Raw genomic sequence first — 24975 nt, forward strand, 5'->3', positions numbered from 1 at the left:
CCACGGCGGGCACTCAGCCCGCCGTGCTACATCCGGCTGTCGTGCATGGCGCCGCCGCTGAGGTCGGCCAGGTCCGGCGTCACCTCGGCGTAGCGCAGCAGTTTCCCGCCATGGCGGGCAGCGAAGGCGGCCGCATCGCTTTCCGTCCTGAAGCTGGCCAGCGTCGGCCCCATCGATCCGTGGCGCCGGCTGCCAGCCACGTAGATGCCGGTGCTGGCGTCGAACCAGTGCCCGCGCGGCCGCTCCCAGTCGGCGCGGGCCATGTCCTGCACGAAGGCCGCGCGCACCGGCCGCACCTGCTCCGGCCGCAGCAGCGCGTGGAACATCTCCACCGTATCGCAGAACCAGTGCGGGCGCGCCTCGCCCGCATAGAACACCTGCGCCTTGGGCCCGGCGTAATCGGCCAGCAGCATGCCGTCCAGCGCGCACGCGGTGGCGGCGTCGAACTCCTGCGGCTGTGCCGGGGCTTGCGCCTTGCGGCCGCAGCCGGCGAGCAGCACGGCGCTGCCGGCAAGCGTCAGCAACAGGTGGCGTCGAGGCCATGAGAACGGGGTACACAGCGGGGTACACATCAGCGGAAACTCCTGGCGGCAAGGGCCAGCGGCACGGCGATCCACGCCAGCAGCGCCGCGCCGGTCGGCCACGGACTGGCCAGCGCGGGCGGCACGATGCTGGCAACGCCCCCGGCGCTGCGCAGCTGGTCCAGTGAAAAGGCATTGACGATGCGAAACAGGTCGGCGGGGTTGAGCAACAGCAGCCACGCGATCCAGTCGGTGGCGGCGTGCTGTTCGCCCGCGCCGCTGCCGGCGACCAGCATGCCGAGCAGCAACAGGTCGAACACCAGCACGAAGAAGAACCACAGACCGATCGCCAGACCCGATGCCTGCGCGCGGTCGCGGCTCAGCACCGACAGCCACAGCGCCAGGCTCAGGAACGCCAGCCCGAGCAGCACCGCGCTGGCGATGAAGCCGAGGGTGTGATACAGCCCCGCCCAGCCGAACTGGCGCGCCAGCAGCAACGCCATCAGCGCAAAGCCGCCGGCCGTGGCCAGCACCAGCGCGGCGGCCAGGCCGAGGTACTTGCCCAGCAGCAACTCGCCGCGCGTCAGCGGCAGCGACAGCAGCAGGTCCAGCGAGCCGCGCTCGCGCTCGCCCACCACGGCGTCGAAGCCGAGCATCAGGGCGATCATCGGCACCAGGTAGATCACCAGGCTGGCCAGGCTGGTGATGACGAACTCCAGCGAGCGCGGGCCCAGCACGCCCTGCTCCGCGCCACCGAAGTAGCCAATCGCCAGCGACAGCGCCGTGAACACCGCGGCTACCGCCAGCACCCAGCGGTTGCGCATGCGGTCGCGGAATTCCCTGCCGGCCAGCGTGGCCACCTGCCGGGCGTCGAACCACTCGCTCATGCTTGCCCCTTCATTCCGAGAAAAAGATCCTCGAGCGACGGCTCGCGGATCTGCAGGTCCAGCAGCCGGCCGGCGAGCGGTTGCAGCGCCGCCAGCACCGTCATCTTGGCGGCGGGCGCACAACGCACCGTCAGTGCGTCGGGCAGCGCACTGTCGATCTCCAGCGCAGGCAGCGCGCTTAGCCGGCGCAGCGCCTCGTCGCGCGCGCCCGCCTCCACCCGCAGCACCAGCGTCAGCGGCAGGCCGGCCCGGATGCGCAGCGCCTCGAGGCTGCCGGCGGCCTGCAGCCGGCCCGCGGACAGGATGGCAAAGCGGTCGATGCGCTGCTGCAGCTCGGCCAGGATGTGCGAGGTGATGACGATGGTCACCCCGCGCGCGCGCAGCGCGTTCAGCATGGCGTAGCAGTCGCGGATCGCGGCGGGGTCCAGGCCGTTGGTCGGCTCGTCCAGGAACAGCACGCGCGGGGCGCCCAGCAGCGCCTGCGCAAAGCCCAGCCGCTGGCGCATACCCTTCGAATATTCGCGCACCGGACGCGCGGCCGCGGAGGACAGGCCCACCTGGTCGAGCATCGGCGCGCAGGCTTCCGCCTTCACGCCCTTCAGCCGCGCGAAAAAGCGCAGGGTCTCCAGGCCGCTCAGGTTGTCATGGAGCACCAGATGTTCGGGCAGGTAGCCGATGCCGCGGCGTGCCGCACGAAAGGCGCGTCCGCCCACGTTGGCACCGGCCACGCGCAAGGTGCCGTGCGTCGGCGGCAACAGGCCCAGCATCATCCGGAACAGCGTGCTCTTGCCCGCGCCGTTATGGCCGATCAGCCCGAGCAGCTCGCCCTGCCCCACGCTCAGGCTGACATCGTCGACGGCGCGCAGCGCGCCGAAGTGCTTGCTGACGTTGGACAGCACGATGGCATCCATGGCCGGTTCAGCGGCTGGCGTCGGCCGGCTCATGCCATTGCCTCCAGTCGGCGCGGGCCGGGCGCGTGCGCGGATATTCGTCGACCACTCCCGGCGCACGGATGACCGGAAACTGGCGCCCCGCCAGCCGCAGCGCTTGCAGCGCCGGGCTGCCTAGCAGCAGCGCCACGCCCGGATAGCGCCAACTGAGCCGGTCGACCACGTCATTGGCCCGGTACGGGATATCGCCCACGCCATCGGCATCGCGGTCCCAGCCCAGGTAGTTGCTCCAGTAGTTGCCTTGCGCGCGCTCGGACGGTTTGCGTCCGCCCCAGGCCTCGTCGCGCGCGCCGACATAGCGCACCGGCTCGCGGTTACCGATGAAGTCATTGCCCTGCACCGCGTTGCGCGTCGATCCTGCCGACAGGTGCACGCCGATGGCGTTGCCGAGCACCAGGTTTCCGCGCAGCTGCGCATACTCGACATCGTAGATAAAGAAGCCGCGCTGGTTGTGCGCGACCACGTTGCCCTCGATCACCGAGTCCTGCAGCGTGCGCAGCATGATGCCGTGGTCGGCGTTGGCCCAGGTGCGGTTGTTGCGCACCACCTGGTCGCGCACTTCCATCAGCGCCAGTCCGCCGCGGTTGCGGTAGCTGTCGTTGTCTTCCCACAGGTTGTGGTACGAGTTCATGTAATGAGTGCCGTAGCGGCTATGGTGCAGCCGGTTGCCGCGAAACACGGCATGGTGCGAGACGTCGACGTAGAGCGCGTCGCGCACGAAGCTGATGTGGTTGTCGAGGATGCGCGCGCCGCGCGTGTTGTAGAGCTGCATCCCGTTGCCGCGCTGCGCCGAGTTGTAGTCGCGCTTGCCGGTGATGGTGTTGGCTTCGACGCGGACCTCGTCGGCCTTTTCGATCCACAGGCCGAACAGGTTGTAGGTCAGCTCGCAGTGCCGCACTACCGCGCGGTGCGCGCCGGGCTGGATGTAGATGCCGGCGTTCTGGTCCTTCAGGCTGTCGCCGGAGTCGCGCACGATCAGCCCCTCGACCGTCACGTCGGGCGCGGCGATGCGCAGCGTATCGCCGCGCAGAGCACCGCTGAGCGTCGGCCGCGCGATGCCGCGCAGCACCAGCGGCCGGGCGACGGTGAAGTTGCCGGTGTAGTGGCCGCGCGCGATCTCGATGGTGTCGCCGGCAGCAGCGGCATCGATCGTCGCCTGCAGAGACTGGCCGGGCTGCACGCGCCAGGTGGCTGCTTGCACGCAGCCTGGCTCGCACGCAAGCCACAGGAAGGCGATACCGGACAGCAGCTTCATGCGGCCAGCATCCCCATCGCCTTCAGCGTCAGGAACATCATGGCGCCCACCAGCAGGTTCTTGAAGCCGACATAGCTGAGCATGTCCATCACGGTGGCGCGCCGGTAGCGGCCGCGCCACCACGGGCCATCCTTGACATAGCGCTTTGCCGACAGGCGAATCAGCACCTCGTAGAGGCTCCAGCCCAGCCACCAGCCGATCACCGCGCCGGCGCGCAGTTGTCCGCTGGCCGCCAGCGCCCACGCCACGGTTGCCGCCAGCGCGACCGCCACCCCCGCCAGCTGCAACGCCGCGGCGGAGCGCCAGCCTTGCCCGCTCCAGGGCCACAGGTGGTCCCACAGCTCGGCTAAGCAGCGCGAGGCGCCCTTGGTGGCGGCGTAGGGCGGCGTCACGGGATCGGTCGCCATGCGCGGATCGGGGCCCGACGGTTGTGCCGCGGCGGCCGTTACCGGCACCAGCGGAATGAAATACCCGTCGCGCCCCACCGGCGTGAGCGGCAGCCCGTCGCGCTCGCGCCGCTTGCGCTCGCGCGCCAGCGGCGGGCAGCCGTGCGTATCGGTGTAGAGCACCATGCAGTCGAGGCAATGCAGGCACTCGCGCTGGTCGATGCGGCCATCGGCATCGATCGCCTGTGCGCCGCAGCCCACCGCACACGCCTTGCAGCGGTTGCAGTCAGGCTTGCGCCGCAGGCCGAACCAGCGAAACGTGCTTGGCATTGCCAGCGCCGCGCCGAGCGGGCACAGGTACTTGCAGTAGGGACGTTCGATCAACAGCGACAGCGCCAGCAGCGCGCACGCGAACAGCCCGTAGGGCCACGCGCGGTTGGCGATGCCGACCAGGAAGGTGGTCTTGAACGGCTCGATCTCCGCCAGCCGCTCGGCCAGCCCCATCGAGAACACCGACACCGCCAGCAGCCCGAAGAACACGCCGTACTTGACCCGCTTGAGCCGGTCGTGCCAGCGCCGCGGCAACTGCCGCTGCCAGCGCTTCAGCCCCAGCAAACGGCCGAGCTTGTAGAGCGCCTCGGACAGCGAGCCGAACGGGCACAGCCAGCCGCAGAACAGCCCGCGCCCGAACAGCAGCACCGTGACGATGATGAAGATCCAGAAGCAGAAGATAAAGGGATCGCTCAGAAACAAGGCCCAGTCCCAGCGCAGCAGCAGCGCGTGGAACCACGTCAGCACCTGCGTCACCGAAGGCTGCGCCATCGCGCCAAACCCCACGAAGACGATGCTGATGGCCCAGGCCGTGTACTTGAACGCATTGACCGGCCACTTGTGCTTGTGGGTGGCACGCCGCGTCAGGCGGTCGCGCAGCGCGTAGACCAGCGTGACTGCGCCCAGCAGCGCCACGAACAGCGCGATGGCGCCGGCCTGCCGGCGCCAGACCTTGCGCCACGGCGCCTGCGGCGCGTCGATGCGAGGGCGCCCGCCCTGCAGCAGCGCCGCTGGCAACCAGTACGGCGCGTCGAAGCTGGCAAAGCTGCGCGTGCCGGTGGCGCGATCGACCCGGTTGCCGAGGAACGACAGCTTCCAGGGATACGCCGCCGAGAACGCCGGCGAACGGATCACGAAGATCGCCGACTCGGTCGGCGCGGGCGCCCCCGGCGCGGCCACGTCATAGAGGTTCAGGTAGTCGAGGTCGCGGAAGGTGAAGGCGTCGGCGTCCTGGCGCACCTGCACCCGGTCATAGATGCCGCCACGCACGAAGCCCGAGCCCTTGAACGACTCGGTGCCGGCGGTGCGGATCACGAAGATAGCGTGTTCGCCCGGACGCAGCTGTGCGCGCAGGCCCTGCCAGCCGGCATCGCCCAGCACGCTGCGCGCGAGATCGGGATGGTTGAGGTCGCCGAACCACAGCTCGATAAACGGGCCGCCGCCACCCGGCAGGCCGACCTGCGCGGGCTGCACCAGCAGGCGCTGCACCGCGCCCATCGCCACCAGTTGCGGCCAGCTGTAGTGCGTGCCGCTTTCAACGAAGCGCGCCGGCGCGCGTTGGGTTGGCGCCAGTATGCCGACCTGCCGCGCCACCGCCGCACCCGCCGTGGTCAGCACCTGGTTCTGCGCGATCACCGTTACCGTGGCGCCCGAAATCGCATCGACGCCGACCACGCCTTCGTCGGGTCGCGACTGCCCCACTTCGATCTTGTCGGCGACCGACTTGCCGACGTACTGCCGGTTGAAATCGAGCAGCGCCGATTCCGGGATCCCCAGCAGCAGGATCGGCTCCGAATGCTTCAGGACCTTGACGCCGGCATAGCGGCCCTGCGCGTCCATGCCGATCAGCGTCACCACCGGCTTGCCCGAATACGCCGGGGTATCGGTGATGTCGGTGGACAGCATGACGTAGCCGAACAGCTCGCGCGTGCCGCCGGGGCCGGTGCGATAGCCCTCGACATAGGGCGGCTGGCCCATGCGCGCCGAAAAATGCGTGGCGCCGGGCAGAACTTGCGCGCACGGCACCAGCGCGCACAGGTCGGCTGCGGTGGCGAGCTGCGGCGGCAGCTCGGCCTCGTAGGCGCCCGCATGCGCCGGCGACACCAGACCAAGCGAGAGCAGCCACGCGGCCAGGGCCGCGATCATTCCTTTGAAGATAGCGTGCATCATGGAAAGGCAGCAGGCGTAGCGCTGCGCACGGCCGATGCGCCGCCCGCAGCGCTACGCCAGGCCGTCTCAGGCCTCGACGATCATGCGGCTGCGCATCTCGAGATGTAGCGCGTGGCAGAAGTGGGTGCAATAGCACCAGAACACACCGGGCTTGTCGGCGACGAAGGTTACCGACGCCGTCTCCTGCGGATTGACGATGAAGTTGATGTTGTACTTGGGGATGGCGAAGCCGTGCGTCAGGTCCTCGATCTTGTCGAGGTTGGTCAGGATCAGCGTGACCTCGTCGCCCCGCTTCAACCTGATCTCGCGCAGGCTGAACACCGGCGCCTGCGAGGTGAGCTTCACCGTCACCTTGCGGCCGTTGCGGAACACGCCCGATTGCTGCGCATCCTTGATCGCCAGCGGGAAATCGTCGAGCGCGTAGACCTGCTTCGGCCGCAGCAGCTCGCGCCGGAAGATGATGAAATCGTGCGGCTCGCTGTGCACGGGGTGGTCCGCCAGCAGCACCATCTTGTCGCCGGAGATGTCGATCAGCTGCTCGTTCTCGGCGTGCAGCGGACCCACCGGCAGGAAGCGGTCCTTGGAAAACTTGCAACCTACCGCCAGGAATTTGCCGTCGGCGGCGACGGTCTCGGATTGCGAGGCATTGAGGTGGCCGGGCTGGTATTGCACATCCAGCCGGTCGACCACGTATTTGGCGCTCTTGTCGCCCCGGTGGAAGCGGATCGCCGCGTCGATGTTCCACTTGACCACCTGGCTGTCCAGAAACAGCGTGGTGTAGGCGTTGCCACGGCCGTCGAAGGCGGTATGCAGCGGCCCCAGCCCCAGCTCGACTTCAGCCACGATGGCGTCGTCCAGCTTGGCCAGCTTGCCGTCGAACCAATCCAGCACCCGGGCCAGCTCGATCACCGTGCCGGTCGGCGACAGCTTGCCGGCGCAGATAAAGTACTTCTGGTCGGGGCTGGCGTTGACGCCGTGCGGGTTCTTGGGCACCGAGACATAGGCGGTCAGCGCCGTGACCGGGTCCTGGTTGGCGGCATGCGTGCCGTCGACCACGGGCACCCTGGAATCGCCGATGGTCCTGAACTTGCCGGCCTTCACGGCTGCTTCGATGCGGGCAATGTTGAAGAACAGGCAGGCATCGCGCTCGGCCGACATCATGTCCTCGAAGCGCACGCCCATTTCCACGTTGTACTGGTTGGTCGCGGCCAGCTTGCCGTCGTACGAGGTCGCCACCAGGTCGCAGTTGCCGTCGATCAGCACCTGCCAGCGCACCGCCATCGATTCGGCGTCGACGCAGGTGAACAGCGAGCGGTACTTGCTGCCGTCCTCGGTCGGCGCATTGGGCAGCGGCACGCCGAACTCGGCGCCGCAGAACACGCGCGTGGTGTAGTTGATGCTGGCGTCGACGGGATCGCGCTTGTCCGGGAAGATGCCGTGGAAGCCCTGCACATTGGGCAGCTCGGTGATCTTGTCGCAGATGAAGTAGTCGAGCCGGATGCGCGCCAGCCGCGCATTGATCTTGTCATTGATCCAGGCATAGCGGCCGTCGTAGTTGCCGTCCTTGTACGAAGCATGCACGTGATGGGTATCGCCGACGGTGTACTGCAGGCTGCCGTCCGCGCGCGTGCCCATCACGCGCTTCGATTCATTGGTGATGCCCCACCCCGTCAGCGCGTCCGGCACGAAGCACGGAATCCGATGCAGCTCGCGCCCGGAGGGCAGCCCCAGCACGCGCATGTCGCCGGCATGGCCGCCGCTCCACAGCCCGTAATAGGTGTCCAGCTCGCCGGGCTTCAGGTGCACCGTGGTGGCCGTATTGCCGGCATGGCCGGCGTGGGCACCGGCGCCGCTGGCAGGCGTGGTCACGACCGGCGCGGCGCCGTTGTCGGTGCAGGCCGCCACGCCGGCAAGGCCGGCGAGCGCCGCGGTATTGATGAAGCGCCGCCGTCCGGGCGCAGCCGGTGCATCGTGGGTTGGCAGGGGATGCTGCGTATGCCTGGTCATCTTCGTTCCTCGAACCGTCATGGCAAAGGCGGAGTCCGCTCCGCCGGCTTGCTGCTGGTGTTGTCTTGTGGTGGCTTGCTGCTGCCGGCTACAGATGGTCGAAGCAGTTGGCGCGATCGAGGTTGATGATCGTCATGGTTCTCTTGAATATTCATTATCGATGCATGTTTTTCTCCGGCGACGCGGACAGAATGGCGGCACGGCAAGGCTTACCGCCGCTTTCGCGATCGATACCTCCCTCGTCATGCGCTTCAAGACCCTACTGCCTGCACAGCCTTCCCTACCCCACATCGACCAAATTGACCGCATCGACCGCAGGCGCCGCGCCCTCGTCCGCAGCGCCGCGAGCGTGCCGCTGCTCGCCACCGGGATGTTCGTGCGGCCTGCGCTGGCCGATCCCTCGGTCACGCGTGCATCACGCCGCTTGCTGGGCACGCGCGTCGACATCGTCGTGCAGGACAACTGCCACGGCGCGGTGCCGGCCGCCATCGCCGCGGCCTTTGCCGAGATGGCGCGGCTGGAGCAGTTGATGAGCCGCTATCGCCCTGACAGCCAGGTCAACGCGCTGCAGCGCGCGGCGGGGCGCCACTCAGTGCACGTCTCGCCGGAATTGATGACGGTGCTGCAGGCCGCCGCGGCCGTTTCGGCACGATCGCGTGGTGCCTTCGATATCACCGTCGGAGCGTTCGCCGGCTGGCGCTTCGGCGCGGATGGCAACCGCTTGCCCGATGCCGCGGAACTGGCGCGCGAGCGCCCACTGGTGGACTACCGGCAAGTGCGGCTCGACGCCCGCCGCGGCAAGGCCATGCTGGCCCGCGCCGGCATGCGCCTGGACCTCGGCGGCATAGCAAAGCTGCCGATACTCGATGCGGGCATGCAGGTGCTGCGGCGCCACGGACTGGCCAATGCGATGATCAATGGCGGCGGCGATGTGCTGGCCATGGGCCAGTTGCAGGGGCGCGACTGGCGCATCGGCCTGCGCGACCCGCTCGCGCCGGCACGGCTGATGGGCGTACTGCTGGTGAGCGACGCCGTGGTGGCGTCGTCGGGCGACTACGAGCGCTGCTTTGTCGCCGGCGGCCGGCGCTATCACCATGTACTCGATCCCGCCACCGGCCTGCCGTCGGCCGGGCCGCACGGGGTGACGCTGGTGGCGCCGACCGTGGCGGCCGTCAACGGGCTCGGCGCCGCGCTGATGGTGACCGGCCGGGCGGCCTGGGCACGGCTTACCAGCGACAACGCCGCCATCGACGGGCTGATCGTGGGTGACGGCGGCCGATGGATGTCCGCTGGCATGGCGCAAAGGTTGCGGCTGGCCTGAACCCCTCGCCGCGGACGAAAAAAAAGCCGCTTCCAGCGAAGCGGCTTGCTTGCCTGCGGCCAGCGCCGCCGGCCGTTACTTCTTCAGCACCAGGTCGCCCGGCAGCGACTCGATGTAGGCGGCCATGTCCTTCAGTTCCTTGCGCGTGAACGGGCGCGGCTTGCCATCCTTGCCGGTGACCGCCGGGTTGGCGTTGACCTGACCGGCCATGATCGCGTTGGAACGGCCCACCAGCGCATTGCCCGACACCTGGTAGGACATCAGCGCGTGATACAGGTAGTCGGCATGCTGGCCGGCCAGCTTGGGGTAGTCGGGCGAAATCGGCTTGTTCATGCCGGCGCCATGGCAGGCCACGCAGTTGCCTTTTTCGACCAGGGTCTTGCCGTTGGCAAGGTCTGCGGCCGAGGCCGGCATGGCGGCAGCACCCAGCACGAGTGCGCCGAGCGCGAACGAAAGCGTCTTGAGCGTCTTCATGTGGGGTCTCTTACCTGAGGGAATTGTTCTGCGTATCGGCCTTCTGCTGCGAGTAGTAGGCCGCCACATTGGCGATGTCCTGCTCGGTCAGCGTCGCGGCGATGCTGCGCATGGTGGGGTGCTTGCGCTCGCCCTTCTGGTAGGCCTTCAGCGCGTTCTCGATGTACTTGGCGCTCTGGCCGCCCAGCAGCGGCACTTCATAGATCTCGGGGAAGGACGCGCGGTAGCCCGGAATGCCGTGACACCCGATGCACATTGCAACCTTGTCCTTGGCAGCGTCTCCATTGCCCTTGACTTCCTGTGCCTGCACGGCCGTTGCAGCCGCGCCCAGCACCACCATCGTGAGGAGCTTTTTCATTGTCTTTGCGGATTGGAAGTTAAACCGTGTGACCTGCCCTGCCGGGCGGAGACGGTTTCAGAATGCTTCTGCGGAGCAACCAGGGCAGCCAGTCGGTTGGCCGGGGTGCAACCCGCCAGAGATGTCGCATCCGGTCGGTTTGCCGGGGTGTGGAACACCATTCTGGAACCACCTCGCGCAATCGCCGCGACCCGGAAGGGCCGCAGGGACTTCTGAACGCGGACTGCCGGATACTGGAGAACTGGACGTGGGGGCGCGTCAAACCGCCGCATTGTACCGCAGCCGGCACCTGCCAGTCCAGCCAGCGGCCGGCATCGGCGGAACCCTGTCGGCGCGCGCCAACACGAACCGCAAAGGTCTTTTATACTGGCCCATCCCGGGAATCCGCACGACCGTTCGCCCACGCTCCGCCAACGGCACGCGGGCGCCCGCCACGGACCCTGTTGTTTCCATAACGAAAGCGCGCATCACAGCGCGAAGAGACCGCGCCCAGCACGCCAACCCGGCCCTCCCCCGCGAGCGGCCGCCACCTCAGGTTGCCTCATGTCAAACACCGCCAACGCTTCAGCCCAAGCCTCCTCCCAGCCGGTCCGCTTCGAAGGCAGCGACCAGTACGTTGCCACCGACGATCTCAAGCTGGCCGTCAATGCCGCGCGCACGCTGCAGCGCCCGCTGCTGATCAAGGGCGAGCCCGGCACCGGCAAGACCATGCTGGCCGAGGAAGTCGCCGCCGCGCTGGGCATGCCGCTGCTGCAATGGCATATCAAGTCGACCACCAAGGCACAGCAGGGCCTGTACGAGTACGACGCCGTATCGCGCCTGCGCGACTCGCAGCTGGGCGACGACCGCGTTCACGACATCCGCAACTACATTGTCAAGGGTGTGTTGTGGCAGGCCTTCGAGGCCGATGAGCAAGTCGTGCTGCTGATCGACGAGATCGACAAGGCCGACATCGAATTCCCCAACGACCTGCTGCGCGAACTCGACCGCATGGAGTTCTATGTCTACGAGACCCGCGAGCTGGTCAAGGCAAAGCACCGTCCGCTGGTGATCATCACCTCGAACAACGAGAAGGAACTGCCCGACGCTTTCCTGCGCCGCTGCTTCTTCCACTACATCAAGTTCCCCGATGCCGAGACGATGCAGCAGATCGTCGACGTGCACTACCCCGGCATCAAGCGCGAGCTGGTCGCCGCGGCGCTGGAATCGTTCTACGAGATGCGCAACCTGCCGGGCCTGAAGAAGAAGCCGTCGACGTCCGAGCTGATCGACTGGCTCAAGCTGCTGATGGCCGAAGACATCCCGCCCGAGGCGCTGAAGAGCCCGGACAAGAAGGCCGCGATCCCGCCGCTGCACGGCGCGCTGCTGAAGAACGAGCAGGACGTGCACCTGTTCGAGCGCCTGGTGTTCATGAACCGCGCCAACCGCTGAGCGCACGGCCAAGCCGATGATGGACACGACCGCTTTTGCCAAACCCGTGACCCTGGCGGGCCGGCATGCCACGCTGGAACCGCTGCGCCCCGAGCACGCCGACGGCCTGCGCGCCGCCTGCGCCGACGGCGAGCTGTGGAAGCTGTGGTACACCAGCGTGCCGGCGCCCGAGCGCATGGAGGCCGAGATCGCGCGGCGCCTGGACCTGCAGCAGCGCGGCACCATGCTGCCGTTCGCGGTGCGCGACGCGGCCGGCGCGCTGGCCGGCATGACCACCTACATGAATATCGACGCGGCCAACCGGCGCGTCGAGATCGGCTCGACCTGGTATGCGCGCCGGGTCCAGCGCACGCCGCTGAACACCGAGTGCAAGCTGATGCTGCTGGGCCACGCCTTCGACCAGCTCGACTGCATCGCGGTGGAATTCCGCACGCACTGGATGAACCAGCAAAGCCGCGCCGCCATCGCCCGCCTTGGCGCCAGGCAGGACGGCGTGCTGCGCAACCACATGCGCATGCCGGACGGCACGCTGCGCGACACCGTGGTGTTCTCGATCATCGCCAGCGAATGGCCGGCGGTGCGGCAACACCTGCAATTCCAGCTCGAGCGGCCGCGCTGACGCGCCGCGCCGACTGAAAGCGAGGCACCATGCTGATCGATTTCTTCTTCTCGCTGCGCCACGCCAAGCTGCCGGTGTCGGTCAAGGAATACCTGACCATGCTGGAAGCGCTCAAGGCGCAGGTCATCTCGCCCTCCATCGACGAGTTCTACTACCTGTCGCGGATGACGCTGGTAAAGGACGAGAAGCACTTCGACAAGTTCGACCAGACCTTCGCTGCCTACTTCAAGGGCGTGGAGAGCCTGGTCGACTGGAAGTCCGACATTCCGCTCGACTGGCTGCAGAAGACGCTGGAGCGCGAGCTGTCGCCCGAGGAAAAGGCAAAGATCGAGGCCATGGGCGGCCTCGACAAGCTGATGGAGCGCCTCAAGCAGCTGCTCGAGGAACAGAAGGAAAAGCACGAGGGCGGCAACAAGTGGATCGGCACCGGCGGCACCTCGCCGTTCGGCCATGGCGGCTACAACCCCGAGGGCATCCGCATCGGCGGCCCGTCCAAGGGCAACCGCACCGCAATCAAGGTGTGGGAGGCGCGCAGCTACAAGGACTATGACGACCAGGTCGAACTGGGCACGCGCAATATCAAGGTCGCGCTGCGCCGGCTGCGTCGCTTCGCCCGCGAAGGCGCCGACACCGAGCTGGACCTCGACGACACCATCCACTCCACCGCGGCCAACGCCGGGCTGCTCGACATCAAGCTGCGGCCCGAGCGCCACAACAAGGTCAAGGTGCTGATGCTGATGGACGTGGGCGGCTCGATGGACGACCACATCAAGCGCGTCGAGGAACTGTTCTCGGCCACCAAGACCGAGTTCAAGCACCTCGAGTACTACTACTTCCACAACTGCCTGTACGACTACGTGTGGAAGAACAACCGTCGCCGCCACGCCGAGAAGCTGGCGACCTGGGACCTGCTGCACAAGTACACGCCCGACTACAAGATTATCTTCGTCGGCGACGCCACCATGAGCCCGTACGAGATCCTGCAGCCCGGCGGCTCGGTCGAGTACAACAACGCCGAGGCCGGCGCGGTGTGGCTGAACCGGATGACCGAGCAGTTCCCGCACTTCGTCTGGCTCAACCCCGAACCCGAAGGGCTGTGGCAGTACCGGCAGTCGATCACGGTGATCAACCAGCTGATGAAGGGCCGGATGTTCCCGGTCACGCTGGCGGGGCTGGAGCAGGCGATGAAGGTGCTGTCGAAGTAGGACTTGAAACGCGCAACGCGCGCCGCACCCAACGCCGCGCGAATAAGGCTCCCCTCTCCCGCGCGCGGGAGAGGGGAGCAAACCACCGGCATGCTGCAACCTCTGACTCACCCAGGCCGCGCCAGGTCCGCCCCCTCCATCACCCACGCCCTGAACGTGCGCAGCGCCGGCAGGTGCTGCTTCTGCTCCGGATAGCACAGGTAATAGCCCTTCTTTGCCAGCACTTGCGCGGGATGTGCCACCACCAGCGCGCCGCTGGCCAGCTCTGCCTCGATCAGGCAGCGCGGGATCAGGGCGATGCCCAGCCCCGACAGCGCCGCCTGCGTCAGCAATGAAAACTGGTCGAAACGCGCGCCGCTCCAGGCATCGCGCGTGGGCAACCCCAGCGTGGCGAACCAGTCGGGCCAGGCCTCGGGCACGGTGGTGTGGTGCAGCAGCGGATAGCGCAGCAACGCCGCCGGCGTCGGCGCGACGCCATCGGGCTCGGATGCGAGCAGGCCCGGCCGGCATACCGGCAAGACTTCGCGGCCGGTCATGTAGTCGGCCAGGCTGCCAGGCCAGACGCCATCGCCGAAGCGGATCGCGGCATCGAGGTCGGGTTCGGAAAAATCGTAGCCCTGCGCATGCGGCACGAACTCCAGCGTCACCTCCGGATGGCGCGCGAAGAACTGCGGCAGGCGCGGGATCAGCCACTTGGCCCCCAGCGTCGGCATGCTGGCGATATGCAGCACGCCGCCCCGCCCCTGCCCCGCCATCAATTCCACCGTGGCGGCCTCCAGCTCGTTCAGGCTGGGCGCGATGCGCTCGAGGTAGCGCTCGCCCGCGGGGGTCAGCACCAGCCGCTGGCGCACCCGCTGGAACAGCTCGACGCCGAGATAGGCCTCGAGGCTGCGCACCTGCTTGCTGACCGCGCCCTGCGTGACATGCAGCTCGCGGGCGGCTACGGTAAAGCTGTTGTGGCGCGCTGCGGCCTCGAAGGCGTGCAACTCGGTCAGCGACGGACATAGGCGTCGCATAAATCACCTCTACTTCACGACCAAATGGAATGAGCTAGGGATTTTATTTCGTTTGCGAGGGTCCTGCTTGCACGAGCAGAATCGTGAAAACGCCTTTGTCTCTTCCTTGATACCTTTCGCCACAAAGATCATGCAACGTCGCCACCTTCTCCGCGTCCTGGCTGCCGCCTCGGCCACCCTCGCCACCGGCCTGTCGTTCAGCGCCGCCGCCCAGTCGGGCTACCCGACCAAGCCGATCACGCTGGTGGTGCCGTTCCCCGCCGGCGGCACCACCGACATCGTCGCGCGCATCGTCGCCGACAAGCTCGGCCAGCAGCTGGGCCAGGCCGTGGTGGTCGACAACCGCGGCGGCGCCGGCGGCAGCATCGGCACCACCTTCCTGTCCAAGGCCGCGCCGGACGGCTATACCCTGGGCATCGCCACGGCCTCGACCCACGGCATCAACCCGGCGGTCTACCCGCGCCTGTCCTACGATGCCACCAAGGACTTCACCCCCATCACCAACCTGGCCTCGGTGCCGAACGTGATGAGCATCCACCCGTCGGTCAAGGCCTCCGACATGAAGTCGTTCATCGCGCTGGCGCAGGCGCAGCCCGGCAAGCTGGCCTATGGCTCGGCCGGCAATGGCAGCGTCTCGCACATGATGGGCGAACTGTTCAAGCTGAGCAGCAAGACCGAACTGCTGCACGTGCCGTACAAGGGCGTGGGCCCGGCGCTGAACGACGCGCTGGCCGGCCAGGTGCAGGTGCTGTTCGACAACCTGCCGTCGTCGCTGCCCTTCATCGAGGGCGGCAAGCTGCGCGCGCTCGCGGTGGCAGCGCCCAAGCGCGTGGCCGCGCTGCCCAATGTGCCGACCTTTGCCGAACTCGGCCTCGGCGAAGTCAACGACGCCGCCTGGTTCGGCCTGATCGCGCCGGCCAACCTGCCGGCCGACCTGCAGAACAAGCTGCATGCCGCCGCGGTCAAGGTGCTGGCACTGCCGGAAGTCAAGGCCAAGCTGGAGAAGCTCGGCGCCACGCCGGTGGGCGACACCCCGGGGCACTTTGCCGCGCAGATCAAGACCGAAGTCGCCAAGAACAAGCGCGTCGCCGCCGCCGCCAAAATCTCGCTCGACTGAACGCACCGCACACCATGACCGACACCGACCGAACCATCGCGGACAGTCCGTTTTGCCTGTACCAGCCCGAGGGCGAGCCCGCGGCGCTGTTCCTGGACTCGCCGCACAGCGCGACCACGTACCCGACGGACTTCCGCCCCGATCCCGCGCTGCCGCTGCCGCTGCTGCGCCAGGCCGAGGACACCTTCGTCGACGAGCTCTACGCCGGCGCCCCGGCGCGCGGCATCCCGCTGCTTTGCGCGGGCTTTCCGCGCAGCTACCTCGACGCCAACCGCGCGCTCGAGGAAATCGACGAAGCCCTGCTCGACGCACCCTGGCCCGGCGCCAGGCAGGACACCTCCAAGACCCGTCTGGGCAAGGGCCTGGTCTGGCGCGTGCTGGACACCGGCGAAGCCATCTACGACCGTAAGCTGAGCGTGGCCGAGGTGCAGGCGCGCATCGAACGCTGCTACCTGCCCTACTACGCGCAACTGCAGAAGCTGGCCGAGCACGCCGTCGCCAGCCATGGCAGCGCCTGGCATATCAACTGCCACTCGATGCCCAGCCACGCCGCGCCGTTCGCGACCGAATTCCCCGGACTGGAGCATCCGGATTTCGTCGTGGGCGACCGCGACGGCACCACCTGCGACAAGCGCTTCACCGACCGCGTCGAGGGACTGCTCAAGGAGATGGGCTACGAGGTCTGGCGCAACCACCCGTACAAGGGCGTCGAGATCGTGCGCGTGGTCGGGCAGCCGCAGGCCGGCCGCCACAGCCTGCAGCTGGAGGTCAACCGCAAGCTCTACATGGACGAGACCGGCCTCACGCATACCGCCGGCTTTGCCAAGCTGCGGCACGACCTGAACAGCCTGCTCGACGAACTGCTGCGCTTTACGCGCGCGATGCCGTCGCGCGTGGCCTGAAAACCCCAGCGATATCCGGCCCGGCTGCGCCGCCGGGTCTGCTCCGGAAACTGCGAGCCCGCGCCGGGATCACTTCGCGCGGGCGGTAGCGTGTCGGCCAGGCTTTAGAAGAATGGGTAACAAGATTTAGGAACTTTGGCAGATGGGTTTCCTCTATCATGGCAATCCTTTGCGAACCCATCCTGGCTGCCGGCCCCTGGCGCCGGCAGGCAATCCCAGGCAAGCACACACGCTCACAACGCTAACACCGTGATCCGACGAATCTCCGCAATGCTCGGCAGCGGGCTGCGCATGGTGGCGGCCGCCGTAGCCGGTGCGCTCGCGCTGGCAGGCTGCGCCAACCTGCCGGACGAGGCCGCCGGCACCGCCGCCAGCCCGGCGCCGGCCCCCGCAACCGCAGCAACCGCCGCAGCACCAGCCCGCCCCGCCGCTATCCCCGCCCCGGTAGTCTCCGCTTCGCCTCCCACCAAGACCATCAACCTGCCCGACCGCGGCCGCGTCAGCCTGTCCGAGTACCGCGCGCGCATGCGCGAGCAGCTGATGAAGACCGAGAACGCCAGCAGCGACGTGGCCGACTGCGCCGCGCACGCCAGCTGGGTGGTGCCACGCTCGGCCACCTACGATGCGCTGAAGATCCCCACCGGCGCGCTCGCCGCCGGGCAAGCCGCCACCGAACCCTGGAGCGGGCGTTTCTCGCCAGGCAAGCAGGCGGTGCCGGTCAGCTCGGTGGTCACCTTCGCCGCCACCGCGCACAAGCGCAAGGGCAGCGACGACTGGCAGCCGGTGAAGGTGCGCTGCGGCTATGACGACGGCATGATGCTGGCGTACGAGCTGCTCGACAGCAGCGGCGCCACCATCAGCGAGCCCGCGGCCGCGCCGGCGGTACCCACCGCAACGAACACGTCGGCCAGCAAGAGCCGCAAGGGGGCCAAGGGCAAGAGCACGGCGTCGAAGTCCGGCAAGGCCTCGGCATCGAAGTCGGTGAAGTCGGGCTCTGCCAAGTCGACGTCGGCCAAGGCGAGCAGCAAGAGCAAGAAGAAGCAGTAGGGCCTCCGCGCTAGCGCTTGGGTTCTCCCCTCTCCCATTTGTGGGAGAGGGGAGACAACCACCAGCGTGCCGATGCCTCGGCTCAGCCCAGATAATCCAGTATCGCCTGCAGCATCGCCGTTCCCAGCAGCGCGCTGCGCGCGCCATTCCATCCGACCGCCGGATCCGGCAGGTCGGCGTTGTCCTTGAACGGCATCTCCAGCGTCAGCGCCAGGCAGCCGAAGGTATGGCCGATGTACTTCGACGCCAGCTTGAGCGCGTCGGCGTTGTACTTGCTGGCGGCGTAGCCGTGCACGTCCTGGAAGTCCGGCGAGGCCCGCTTGAAGGCCTCGATAAAGCGCTGCTGCTCGCGCCGGCGCGCTTCGGTGAAGCCCGGCAGCATCTCGCTGCCGGCGACGAAGTTGTACGGCAGGCCCTCGTCGCCATGGATATCGAAGAACATGTCGCAGCCGCTGGCTTCGATCGCGCGGCGCACGTGATAGACCTCGGGGCTGGACTCCGGACTCGGCGCCATCCACTCGCGGTTCAGGTTGGCGCCCGCGGCGTTGGTACGCAGGTTGCCGCGCGCCGAGCCGTCGGGGTTCATGTTCGGCACGATATGGAACACCGCGCGCTCGAGCAGCTTGCGCGCGACCGGGTCGCCGGCCCACACGCCGGTGCCGGTCAGCCGCTGCAGCACGCCCTCGACGAACCACTCGGCCATGCTCTCGCCCGGGTGCTGGCGCGCGATCATCCAGATGGTGGACTTGCCCGGTCCCGGCTCGCCGATGGTGACGCGCGTCATGTCGCGCCCGTCGACGGTGCTGCCCAGGTGCGACAGCCGCGCCAGGGGCGAGCGCTGGCAGCTCGCCAGCAGCGACAGGTGGCGCTCGTCCGGATAAGGCTCGAAATACGCGAACCAGATGCTGTCGTGCTCGGGCGTGACTTCCACCGTCATCACCTGGCCGTCGAAACGCGTCGGCACGCGGAACCAGTTGGCGCGGTCGTACGACGCCACCGCGCGGTAGTCGCGCCAGCCGTCCGGATAGGTGCAGTCGCCCGCGTTCAGGAAATGCATGCGGCAGGCCTGCCCGGCCGCGCCCTGCAAACGGAAGTGGAACCACTGGCGGAACTCGGCGTGCGAATCGGCACGGATGCGCAGGCGGATATCGTCGGCGCGGTCGAGCGCCTCGACCTCGATGGCACCGGAATCGAAATGCGAAGAGATATGCAGCATGGCTGGCGGTCTCGTGGCGATGGGTTGAGGACGCGTGGTCAGTCTTCGAGGCGGCGGCGGAATACCCAGCGGGTCGCGTCCGAGGCCGCCTGGTCAAAGGCATAGCCGTCTTCGGCGAAGCGCTTGAGTTTCTCCGGCTCGGTCACGCGGTGCGTTACCGCGTAGCGGGCCATGGTGCCGCGCGCGCGCTTGGCGTGGAACGAAATGATCTTGTAGCGGCCGCCCTTCCAGTCCTCGAACACCGGCGTGACGATGCGCGCCTGCAGCACCTTGGCCCGCACCACCTTGAAATACTCTTCCGAGGCCAGGTTGACCAGCACCGGCGCGCCCTCCTGCTTGAGCTCGGCCATGTCGGCGTTGAGCATGTGCGTGACGTCGTCGCCCCAGAACGCGTACAGGTCCTTGCCGGCGTTATTGTCAAGGCGCGTGCCCATTTCGAGCCGGTACGGCTGCATCCAGTCCAGCGGGCGCAGCACGCCGTACAGGCCGGACAGGATGCGCAGGTGCTTCTGCGCAAAGCCAAGCTCTTCGGTCGACAGCGATTTCGCATCGAGACCGTCGTAGACATCGCCGTTGAAGGCCAGCACCGCCTGCTTGCTGTTGGCCGCGGTAAAGCTTGGCGACCAGTCGGCGTAGCGCGTCACGTTGAGCACCGCGAGCTTGTCGGAGATGTCCATCAGCGCGCCCACGTCCTGTGGCGCGAGCTGGCGCAGGCGTTCGATCAGCGTGGCCGAACGGTCGATGAAGCGCGGCAGCGTGTGGGTCTTGAGGCGGGCGGGAGTCTCGTAGTCCAGCGACTTGGCGGGAGACAAAACGATGAGCATGGCAAAATCGCGGCAGTAGCCAAGGACAAACAAGCCCAGATTGTAGCGAATGCGCCTCGACACCACCGCAACCAACCCGCCCGCCGGCACTGCCGGGGACGCCGCCCGCCCCGCCGGCATCACATCCGCGCCGCGCGTGGTGCTGGATTCCAATATCTGGGTGGACCTGCTGGTCTTCCAGGACCCGCACGTCGAGCCGATCCGCGCCGCGCTGGAAGCCGGCACCATCGCCCCGGTGATCCGCGCCGACTGCCGCGAGGAACTGCGCCGGGTGCTGGCCTATCCGCAATTTGCCCGTTTTGAAGTCGATATCGGCGCCGCGCTGGCCACCGTCGACCGCCTCGCCAGCCTCGAAGCGGCACCGCCGGAGGCGGACTGCGACGCGCTGCGCCTGCCGCGCTGCAAGGACACAGACGACCAGAAGTTTGTCGAGCTGGCGCACTTTGCCGGCGCCGCCTGCCTGGTGTCTAAGGACAAGGCCGTGCTCAAGCTGCGCAGCCGCCTGCGCCGCAGCAGCGGCGTGGAAGTGATGACGCCGCCGGCGTTCGGCGCCTGGCTGGCCGCGCTGGTCCCGGCCGCGGCCGCCGATCCGCTTTAGAATGGCGGCTCGCGGCGCCGCCCTGCGCCGCCGCACGCCTGCCTACCGTTCCCACTGCATTGACTCGCGCTCTATGTCCGCAGACACCACGCTCGCCCCACTGACGCCGCCGCCGTCGCGCCTGCCCAACGTCGGCACCACCATCTTCACCGTGATGTCGGCGCTCGCCGCCGAAAAGAACGCGGTCAACCTGGGCCAGGGCTTCCCGGACTTCGACTGCGACCCGAGCATCGTCGATGCCGTAGCCGGTGCCATGCGCGCCGGCCATAACCAGTACCCGCCGATGGCGGGCGTGCCGCGCCTGCGCCAGGCCATCGCCGCCAAGATCGCCAGCCTGTATGGCCACCAGTACAGCTGGGACACCGAGATCACGGTCACCGCGGGCGCCACGCAAGGCATCCTGACAGCGATCCTGTGCGCGGTGCACCCGGGCGACGAGGTCATCGTGCTGGAGCCGTGCTACGACAGCTACCTGCCCGCGATCGAACTGGCCGGCGCCACCGCGGTGCCGGTCGCGCTGGAAGCGCCCGCGTTCCGCGTGCCCTTCGACAAGCTCGCCGCCGCGATCACGCCGCGCACGCGCATGATCCTCATCAACACGCCGCACAACCCCACCGGCACGATCTGGCGCGCGGGCGACATGGACCAGCTGGCGCAGATCCTGGCCGGCACCGACATCCTGCTGCTGTCGGACGAGGTCTACGAACACATGGTCTACGACGGCCAGCAGCATGAATCGGTGTCGCGCCATCCCGAACTGGCGCGCCGCAGCTTCGTCATCTCGAGCTTCGGCAAGACCTATCACGTGACCGGCTGGAAGGTGGGTTACGTCGCCGCACCGGCCGCACTGATGGCCGAGTTCCGCAAGGTGCACCAGTTCAACGTGTTCACGGTGAATACGCCGGTGCAGCACGGCCTGGCCGACTACATGGCCGATGCCGCGCCCTACCTGCAGCTGTCGGCGTTCTACCAGGCCAAGCGCGATTTTTTCCGCGCGGGGCTGGCGGGCTCGCGCTTCAAGCTGCTGCCGTCGGACGGCACGTATTTCCAGTGCGTCGATTATTCCGCGATCTCGGACCTGAGCGAGGCCGACTTTGCCATGTGGCTGACGCGCGAGATCGGCGTGGCCGCGATTCCGGTCTCGGCCTTCTACTCGCAGCCGCGTGAATCGGGCGTAGTGCGGTTCTGCTTTGCGAAGAAGGAAGAGACGCTGGCGCTGGCGCTGGAGCGGTTGGGGAAGCTTTAAGCAGAAAACGGAAACGCCCGCAAATTGCGGGCGTTCTTGCAGGTGAGGGCTTTCTCAAATTCGGCGGTTTGCTCCCCTCTCCCGCAAGCGGGAGAGGGAGCACACAAGTGGCAAGCCGAGCCGCTTGGTCGAACCTCTTACTTCCTGTTCCGGCTCATCATCAGCTCGGTATTCGCCTTGCGGTCGGCATTGACCTTCTGCACCGACTCCCGCTGCGACAGCGTCTTCAGGTAGTCCTTGACCGGCAGCTCCGCCAGCATGTCGGTGCCGTAGATGATCTTGGTGCACGACGACACCAGCGGCAGGTGCACCGCGGCGGCACAATCGGCCAGCGTGAAGCGGTCGCCGGCGATGTACGGCGAGAACTTCGCCAGGCTGGCGAAGGCGGGGATATAGCGGCTCAGCAGCTTGTGCTGGCGCTCCTTGACGCCGTCGCTGACCTTGCCGCCGAAGAAGGCCTCCGGGTACAGTTCGCGCGCGGTCAGCTCCAGGTAGAGCTCCAGGAACACGATGATCTCACGCACCTTGGCCGCCTGGTACGGGTCGGCCGGCAGCAGCGGCGTCTGCGGGTAGGCTGCTTCCACGTATTCCGCGATGGCCTCGGACTCGCACAGCGGGCCGGATTCGGTGATGATGTAGGGCACCTTGCCCGCGGGCGTCGCCGCCGGGTCGGTCTCGCCGATCCAGGCCAGCACCTCTTCGAACGGCACGTTCTTTTCCAGCAGCGCCAGCTTCACTTTGTTGTAGTAATTGCTGGCGGCAAATCCGCAGAGCTTCAGCATGTCGTCTGTCTCCGTTATGGGATGGGTTCCCGCATCGAATCGCGTGGAACGGGGGATTGTGGACCATCCGGCGTCTGCAGTGAACCGGCTGGCCGATCAGCGCACGCGGCCTGCCCCGCCGGTCTGTCGCGGAAGGTGCAAAAAACGTACGATCGTGCTAATTTAACCACAACTTTTGGGACGAATGATGAGCACTTTCACCATCGATACGCTGGGTATCGTCGGCACCGGCGCCATGGGCCGGGGCATCGCGCAGATCGCCGCGCAGGCAGGCCTGACCGTCAACCTGTACGACGCCAACCCGCAGGCGGTGGAAGCCGCGCGCAAGTACCTGCAGGACACGCTGGCCAAGCTCGCCGACAAGGGCAAGCTCAGCGCCGCCGACGCCGAGGCCACGCTGGCCCGCGTCAAGCCGTGCGGCGCGCTGGAAGACCTGGCCGGCTGCGACATGGTGCTCGAAGCCATCGTCGAGAAGCTGGAGGTCAAGCGTGACCTGGTGGCCAGGCTCGAAGCCATCCTGCGCGATGACGCCATCATCGCCTCGAACACCTCGTCGCTGTCGATCACCGCGATCGCGGTCGGTTCGAAGCACCCCGGCCGCATCGCCGGCTATCACTTCTTCAACCCGGTGCCGCTGATGAAGGTGGTCGAGGTCATCGACGGCCTGTCCGGCAACCCGGCGGTGGGCGACGCGCTGATGGCGCTGTCGCGCCGCATGGGCCATACGCCGGTGCGCTGCAAGGACATGCCGGGCTTTATCGTCAACCATGCCGGCCGCGGCATGAATATCGAAGGCCTGAAGGCGGCGCAGGAAGGCGTGGCCGAGTTTGCCGACATTGACAACATCATGCGCGAGCAGGCCGGTTTCCGCATGGGGCCGTTCGAGTTGATGGACCTGACCGGGCTGGATGTGTCGCACCCGGTGATGGAATCGATCTACAACCAGTTCTACCAGGAGCCGCGCTACCGTCCGTCGCCGATCACCGCCATCCGCGCGGTCGGCGGGCTGATCGGGCGCAAGGCCGGCGCCGGCTTCTACGCCTACGCCGACGGCCAGAAGCAGGTTCCGGCCGCCGCCGCGGCGCCGGCCGCGCGCCCGTCGAGCGTGTGGGTCAGCCACGCCAGCGAGCGCGGCCATGCCATGGTCACCAAGCTGCTGGGCGCGCTGGGTGTGACTCCGGAAGGCGGCAACCAGCCCTCGGCCGACGCGCTGATCATTGTCACGCCGCTGGGCCTGGACGCCACCACCAGCGCGCTGCAGCAGGGCCTGGACCCGGCCCGCACCGTCGCCATCGACACGCTGCTGCCGTTCGAGGCCACCAAGCGCCGCACGCTCATGACCACGCCGGCCACCAGCGCCGCCGCACGCGACGCCGCGCATGGCCTGTTCGCCAGCGACGGCGTGCCGGTCACGGTGATCCGCGACTCCGCCGGCTTCGTTGCCCAGCGCGTGCTCTGCTGCATCATCAATATCGCCAGCGATATCGCACAGCAGCGCATCGCCACGCCGGCCGACATCGACCTGGCCGTGAATTTGGGCCTGGGTTACCCCAAGGGCCCGCTGGCGCTCGGCGACGCGGTAGGTCCGCAACTGGTGCTGGAAACGCTGCGCAACATGGAAGCGCTGACCGGCGACATGCGCTATCGCCCGAGCCCGTGGCTGTGGCGCCGTGCCGGCCTGGGCCTGTCGCTGCTGGCCGAAGAGCAGTAACCGGCCCGTCGTCCGCTCAGTCCCCACCAAGCCCTCACCACGCCCCCGCCCATGCCCGCACAGCTGCTTTCCCGCCGCGTTGATTCGACGCTGGTGCTGACCATCTCGAACCCGGAGGCGCGCAATGCGCTGCACCCGGACATCTATGCGGCCTCGCAGCAGGCGCTGGAACAGGCCGCGGCAGATGACTCGCTGCGCGCGGTCATCATCACCGGCGCCGACGGCATCTTCTGCGCCGGCGGCAACCTGAACCGGCTGCTCGGCAACCGCAGCCAGCCGCCCGAGGTGCAGGCCGCCAGCATCGCGCTGCTGAACGGCTGGATCGAGTCGCTGCACGCGTTTCCCAAGCCAATCATCGCGGCAGTGGAAGGCGCGGCCGCCGGCGCGGGTTTCTCGGTGGTGCTGGCTTGCGATTTCGTGGTGGCGGCGAGCGATGCCAAGTTCGTGATGGCCTACGTGTCGGTGGGCCTGACGCCGGACGGCGGCGGCTCGTACGAGATCGCACGCGCACTGCCGCGGCCGCTGGCGAGCGAACTGATGATGGAAGGCAAGCCGGTCGACGCCAACCGGCTGGCGCAGTTCGGGCTGGTCAACCGCGTTACCGGGCCGGGCCAGGCGCTGGACGAAGCGCTGCGCCTGGCAGCGGGACTGGCGCGGCAGTCGCCGCATGCGGTGGGCCGCATCAAGGCGCTGATCAATCATGCTGCCACCGCGTCGCGCGCCGAGCATCTGCTCGCCGAGCGCGACAGCTTCGTCGCCGCGCTTCACCACCCCGACGGCGGCGAAGGCATCAGCGCCTTCCTGGAGAAGCGCAAGCCGCAATACCGCTGATCCGCGCGGGCGGATCATCCACACGGCGAGCCCGCGCAGACGGGCATGCCG

23 protein-coding genes are annotated in these 24975 nt (G+C 67.8%); 11 read left to right on the forward strand and 12 right to left on the reverse strand.

The features are described from left to right. Positions 1-26: 26 nt before the first annotated feature. From MKD50_RS13805 to nosZ, 6 genes are all read right to left on the reverse strand, one after another. Positions 27-572, reverse strand: a complete 546-nt coding sequence (locus MKD50_RS13805) for a nitrous oxide reductase accessory protein NosL (protein WP_115706468.1) — start codon at positions 570-572, stop codon at positions 27-29. Beyond that, positions 572-1408, reverse strand: coding sequence for an ABC transporter permease (locus tag MKD50_RS13810; RefSeq protein ID WP_252667355.1), 837 nt, complete (start codon positions 1406-1408; stop codon positions 572-574). Before MKD50_RS13810 ends, MKD50_RS13805 begins: the two co-directional genes overlap by 1 nt. Then, positions 1405-2352, reverse strand: a complete 948-nt coding sequence (locus tag MKD50_RS13815) for an ABC transporter ATP-binding protein (RefSeq protein WP_240074042.1) — start codon at positions 2350-2352, stop codon at positions 1405-1407. The genes MKD50_RS13810 and MKD50_RS13815 overlap by 4 nt, the downstream gene beginning before the upstream one ends. Further along, on the reverse strand, positions 2327-3613 hold the full coding sequence (locus MKD50_RS13820; RefSeq protein ID WP_252667356.1) for a nitrous oxide reductase family maturation protein NosD: 1287 nt from the start codon (positions 3611-3613) through the stop codon (positions 2327-2329). The genes MKD50_RS13815 and MKD50_RS13820 overlap by 26 nt, the downstream gene beginning before the upstream one ends. After that, on the reverse strand, positions 3610-6216 hold the full coding sequence (locus MKD50_RS13825; RefSeq protein WP_252667400.1) for a 4Fe-4S binding protein: 2607 nt from the start codon (positions 6214-6216) through the stop codon (positions 3610-3612). The genes MKD50_RS13820 and MKD50_RS13825 overlap by 4 nt, the downstream gene beginning before the upstream one ends. Before the next feature lie 69 nt (positions 6217-6285). Next, positions 6286-8226, reverse strand: a complete 1941-nt coding sequence (gene nosZ / locus MKD50_RS13830) for a TAT-dependent nitrous-oxide reductase (RefSeq protein WP_252667357.1) — start codon at positions 8224-8226, stop codon at positions 6286-6288. Between the two features lie 370 nt (positions 8227-8596). Between nosZ and MKD50_RS13835 the strand changes: the two genes are divergently transcribed. Next, entirely contained in the window at positions 8597-9547 is a 951-nt protein-coding gene (locus tag MKD50_RS13835) for an FAD:protein FMN transferase (protein WP_371925346.1), read from the forward strand. A gap of 75 nt (positions 9548-9622) precedes the next feature. On the opposite strand, the gene MKD50_RS13840 is transcribed toward MKD50_RS13835, so the two are convergent. Next, positions 9623-10021, reverse strand: a complete 399-nt coding sequence (locus MKD50_RS13840; protein WP_018005503.1) for a c-type cytochrome — start codon at positions 10019-10021, stop codon at positions 9623-9625. Between the two features lie 10 nt (positions 10022-10031). Continuing rightward, the gene (locus MKD50_RS13845; RefSeq protein WP_115679871.1) at positions 10032-10379 is read right to left on the reverse strand and encodes a c-type cytochrome; all 348 of its coding nucleotides are present in this window, start codon (positions 10377-10379) and stop codon (positions 10032-10034) included. Between the two features lie 543 nt (positions 10380-10922). Between MKD50_RS13845 and MKD50_RS13850 the strand changes: the two genes are divergently transcribed. From MKD50_RS13850 to MKD50_RS13860, 3 genes are read left to right on the forward strand one after another with little or no spacing between them, the layout of a single operon-like run. After that, positions 10923-11810 (forward strand): AAA family ATPase, encoded by an 888-nt coding sequence (locus MKD50_RS13850; protein ID WP_115706462.1) that lies wholly within the window; start codon positions 10923-10925, stop codon positions 11808-11810. Between the two features lie 16 nt (positions 11811-11826). Continuing rightward, the gene (locus MKD50_RS13855; RefSeq protein WP_115706461.1) at positions 11827-12429 is read left to right on the forward strand and encodes a GNAT family N-acetyltransferase; all 603 of its coding nucleotides are present in this window, start codon (positions 11827-11829) and stop codon (positions 12427-12429) included. Between the two features lie 29 nt (positions 12430-12458). Beyond that, positions 12459-13634 carry a vWA domain-containing protein gene (locus MKD50_RS13860; RefSeq protein ID WP_115706460.1) on the forward strand — a complete coding sequence of 392 codons (1176 nt, stop codon included), beginning with the start codon at positions 12459-12461 and terminating at the stop codon, positions 13632-13634. A 107-nt stretch (positions 13635-13741) separates the two neighbouring features. On the opposite strand, the gene MKD50_RS13865 is transcribed toward MKD50_RS13860, so the two are convergent. After that, positions 13742-14650 (reverse strand): LysR substrate-binding domain-containing protein, encoded by a 909-nt coding sequence (locus MKD50_RS13865; protein WP_252667359.1) that lies wholly within the window; start codon positions 14648-14650, stop codon positions 13742-13744. A 130-nt stretch (positions 14651-14780) separates the two neighbouring features. Here MKD50_RS13865 and MKD50_RS13870 point away from each other — a divergent pair, with 130 nt between their 5' ends. The 3 genes from MKD50_RS13870 to MKD50_RS13880 all read left to right on the forward strand — a co-directional run bounded on the left by MKD50_RS13870 (position 14781) and on the right by MKD50_RS13880 (position 17716). Further along, positions 14781-15767 carry a tripartite tricarboxylate transporter substrate binding protein BugE gene (locus MKD50_RS13870; protein WP_252667360.1) on the forward strand — a complete coding sequence of 329 codons (987 nt, stop codon included), beginning with the start codon at positions 14781-14783 and terminating at the stop codon, positions 15765-15767. Positions 15768-15781: 14 nt separating this feature from the next. After that, on the forward strand, positions 15782-16669 hold the full coding sequence (locus MKD50_RS13875; RefSeq protein ID WP_115706457.1) for an N-formylglutamate amidohydrolase: 888 nt from the start codon (positions 15782-15784) through the stop codon (positions 16667-16669). A 249-nt stretch (positions 16670-16918) separates the two neighbouring features. Further along, positions 16919-17716, forward strand: coding sequence for a BspC domain-containing protein (locus MKD50_RS13880; protein ID WP_371925344.1), 798 nt, complete (start codon positions 16919-16921; stop codon positions 17714-17716). Between the two features lie 82 nt (positions 17717-17798). On the opposite strand, the gene MKD50_RS13885 is transcribed toward MKD50_RS13880, so the two are convergent. Together MKD50_RS13885 and yaaA are read right to left on the reverse strand one after the other, a co-directional pair. Then, positions 17799-18932, reverse strand: coding sequence for a M14 family metallopeptidase (locus tag MKD50_RS13885; RefSeq protein WP_115706456.1), 1134 nt, complete (start codon positions 18930-18932; stop codon positions 17799-17801). Between the two features lie 38 nt (positions 18933-18970). Next, positions 18971-19756 carry a peroxide stress protein YaaA gene (yaaA, locus tag MKD50_RS13890; RefSeq protein ID WP_252667361.1) on the reverse strand — a complete coding sequence of 262 codons (786 nt, stop codon included), beginning with the start codon at positions 19754-19756 and terminating at the stop codon, positions 18971-18973. Between the two features lie 49 nt (positions 19757-19805). Here yaaA and MKD50_RS13895 point away from each other — a divergent pair, with 49 nt between their 5' ends. Further along, the gene (locus tag MKD50_RS13895; RefSeq protein WP_252667362.1) at positions 19806-20354 is read left to right on the forward strand and encodes a PIN domain-containing protein; all 549 of its coding nucleotides are present in this window, start codon (positions 19806-19808) and stop codon (positions 20352-20354) included. 73 nt (positions 20355-20427) lie between these two features. Beyond that, positions 20428-21600 (forward strand): pyridoxal phosphate-dependent aminotransferase, encoded by a 1173-nt coding sequence (locus MKD50_RS13900; protein WP_240074010.1) that lies wholly within the window; start codon positions 20428-20430, stop codon positions 21598-21600. A 137-nt stretch (positions 21601-21737) separates the two neighbouring features. Here MKD50_RS13900 and MKD50_RS13905 read toward each other — a convergent pair whose 3' ends face one another. Continuing rightward, the gene (locus MKD50_RS13905; protein WP_240074009.1) at positions 21738-22382 is read right to left on the reverse strand and encodes a glutathione S-transferase; all 645 of its coding nucleotides are present in this window, start codon (positions 22380-22382) and stop codon (positions 21738-21740) included. Positions 22383-22569: 187 nt separating this feature from the next. On the opposite strand from MKD50_RS13905, the gene MKD50_RS13910 reads away from it, so the two are divergent. Together MKD50_RS13910 and MKD50_RS13915 are read left to right on the forward strand one after the other, a co-directional pair. Then, complete coding sequence (locus MKD50_RS13910; RefSeq protein WP_252667363.1) at positions 22570-24093, forward strand: 3-hydroxyacyl-CoA dehydrogenase; 1524 nt, start codon at positions 22570-22572, stop codon at positions 24091-24093. A 51-nt stretch (positions 24094-24144) separates the two neighbouring features. Then, positions 24145-24924, forward strand: coding sequence for an oxepin-CoA hydrolase, alternative type (locus MKD50_RS13915; protein WP_240074005.1), 780 nt, complete (start codon positions 24145-24147; stop codon positions 24922-24924). Positions 24925-24975 lie beyond the last annotated feature (51 nt).

It is taken from the genome of Cupriavidus mimosae, assembly GCF_023952485.1.
Taxonomy (GTDB): domain Bacteria; phylum Pseudomonadota; class Gammaproteobacteria; order Burkholderiales; family Burkholderiaceae; genus Cupriavidus; species Cupriavidus taiwanensis_C.

Bases quoted from the DNA above. Each gene is read 5' to 3' on its own strand.
- MKD50_RS13805 (WP_115706468.1), bottom strand. From the start codon at position 572: ATGTGTACCCCGCTGTGTACCCCGTTCTCATGGCCTCGACGCCACCTG.
- MKD50_RS13810 (WP_252667355.1), bottom strand. From the start codon at position 1,408: ATGAGCGAGTGGTTCGACGCCCGGCAGGTGGCCACGCTGGCCGGCAGG.
- MKD50_RS13815 (WP_240074042.1), bottom strand. From the start codon at position 2,352: ATGAGCCGGCCGACGCCAGCCGCTGAACCGGCCATGGATGCCATCGTG.
- MKD50_RS13820 (WP_252667356.1), bottom strand. From the start codon at position 3,613: ATGAAGCTGCTGTCCGGTATCGCCTTCCTGTGGCTTGCGTGCGAGCCA.
- MKD50_RS13825 (WP_252667400.1), bottom strand. From the start codon at position 6,216: ATGCACGCTATCTTCAAAGGAATGATCGCGGCCCTGGCCGCGTGGCTG.
- nosZ (WP_252667357.1), bottom strand. From the start codon at position 8,226: ATGACCAGGCATACGCAGCATCCCCTGCCAACCCACGATGCACCGGCT.
- MKD50_RS13835 (WP_371925346.1), top strand. From the start codon at position 8,597: ATGTTCGTGCGGCCTGCGCTGGCCGATCCCTCGGTCACGCGTGCATCA.
- MKD50_RS13840 (WP_018005503.1), bottom strand. From the start codon at position 10,021: ATGAAGACGCTCAAGACGCTTTCGTTCGCGCTCGGCGCACTCGTGCTG.
- MKD50_RS13845 (WP_115679871.1), bottom strand. From the start codon at position 10,379: ATGAAAAAGCTCCTCACGATGGTGGTGCTGGGCGCGGCTGCAACGGCC.
- MKD50_RS13850 (WP_115706462.1), top strand. From the start codon at position 10,923: ATGTCAAACACCGCCAACGCTTCAGCCCAAGCCTCCTCCCAGCCGGTC.
- MKD50_RS13855 (WP_115706461.1), top strand. From the start codon at position 11,827: ATGATGGACACGACCGCTTTTGCCAAACCCGTGACCCTGGCGGGCCGG.
- MKD50_RS13860 (WP_115706460.1), top strand. From the start codon at position 12,459: ATGCTGATCGATTTCTTCTTCTCGCTGCGCCACGCCAAGCTGCCGGTG.
- MKD50_RS13865 (WP_252667359.1), bottom strand. From the start codon at position 14,650: ATGCGACGCCTATGTCCGTCGCTGACCGAGTTGCACGCCTTCGAGGCC.
- MKD50_RS13870 (WP_252667360.1), top strand. From the start codon at position 14,781: ATGCAACGTCGCCACCTTCTCCGCGTCCTGGCTGCCGCCTCGGCCACC.
- MKD50_RS13875 (WP_115706457.1), top strand. From the start codon at position 15,782: ATGACCGACACCGACCGAACCATCGCGGACAGTCCGTTTTGCCTGTAC.
- MKD50_RS13885 (WP_115706456.1), bottom strand. From the start codon at position 18,932: ATGCTGCATATCTCTTCGCATTTCGATTCCGGTGCCATCGAGGTCGAG.
- yaaA (WP_252667361.1), bottom strand. From the start codon at position 19,756: ATGCTCATCGTTTTGTCTCCCGCCAAGTCGCTGGACTACGAGACTCCC.
- MKD50_RS13895 (WP_252667362.1), top strand. From the start codon at position 19,806: ATGCGCCTCGACACCACCGCAACCAACCCGCCCGCCGGCACTGCCGGG.
- MKD50_RS13900 (WP_240074010.1), top strand. From the start codon at position 20,428: ATGTCCGCAGACACCACGCTCGCCCCACTGACGCCGCCGCCGTCGCGC.
- MKD50_RS13905 (WP_240074009.1), bottom strand. From the start codon at position 22,382: ATGCTGAAGCTCTGCGGATTTGCCGCCAGCAATTACTACAACAAAGTG.
- MKD50_RS13910 (WP_252667363.1), top strand. From the start codon at position 22,570: ATGAGCACTTTCACCATCGATACGCTGGGTATCGTCGGCACCGGCGCC.
- MKD50_RS13915 (WP_240074005.1), top strand. From the start codon at position 24,145: ATGCCCGCACAGCTGCTTTCCCGCCGCGTTGATTCGACGCTGGTGCTG.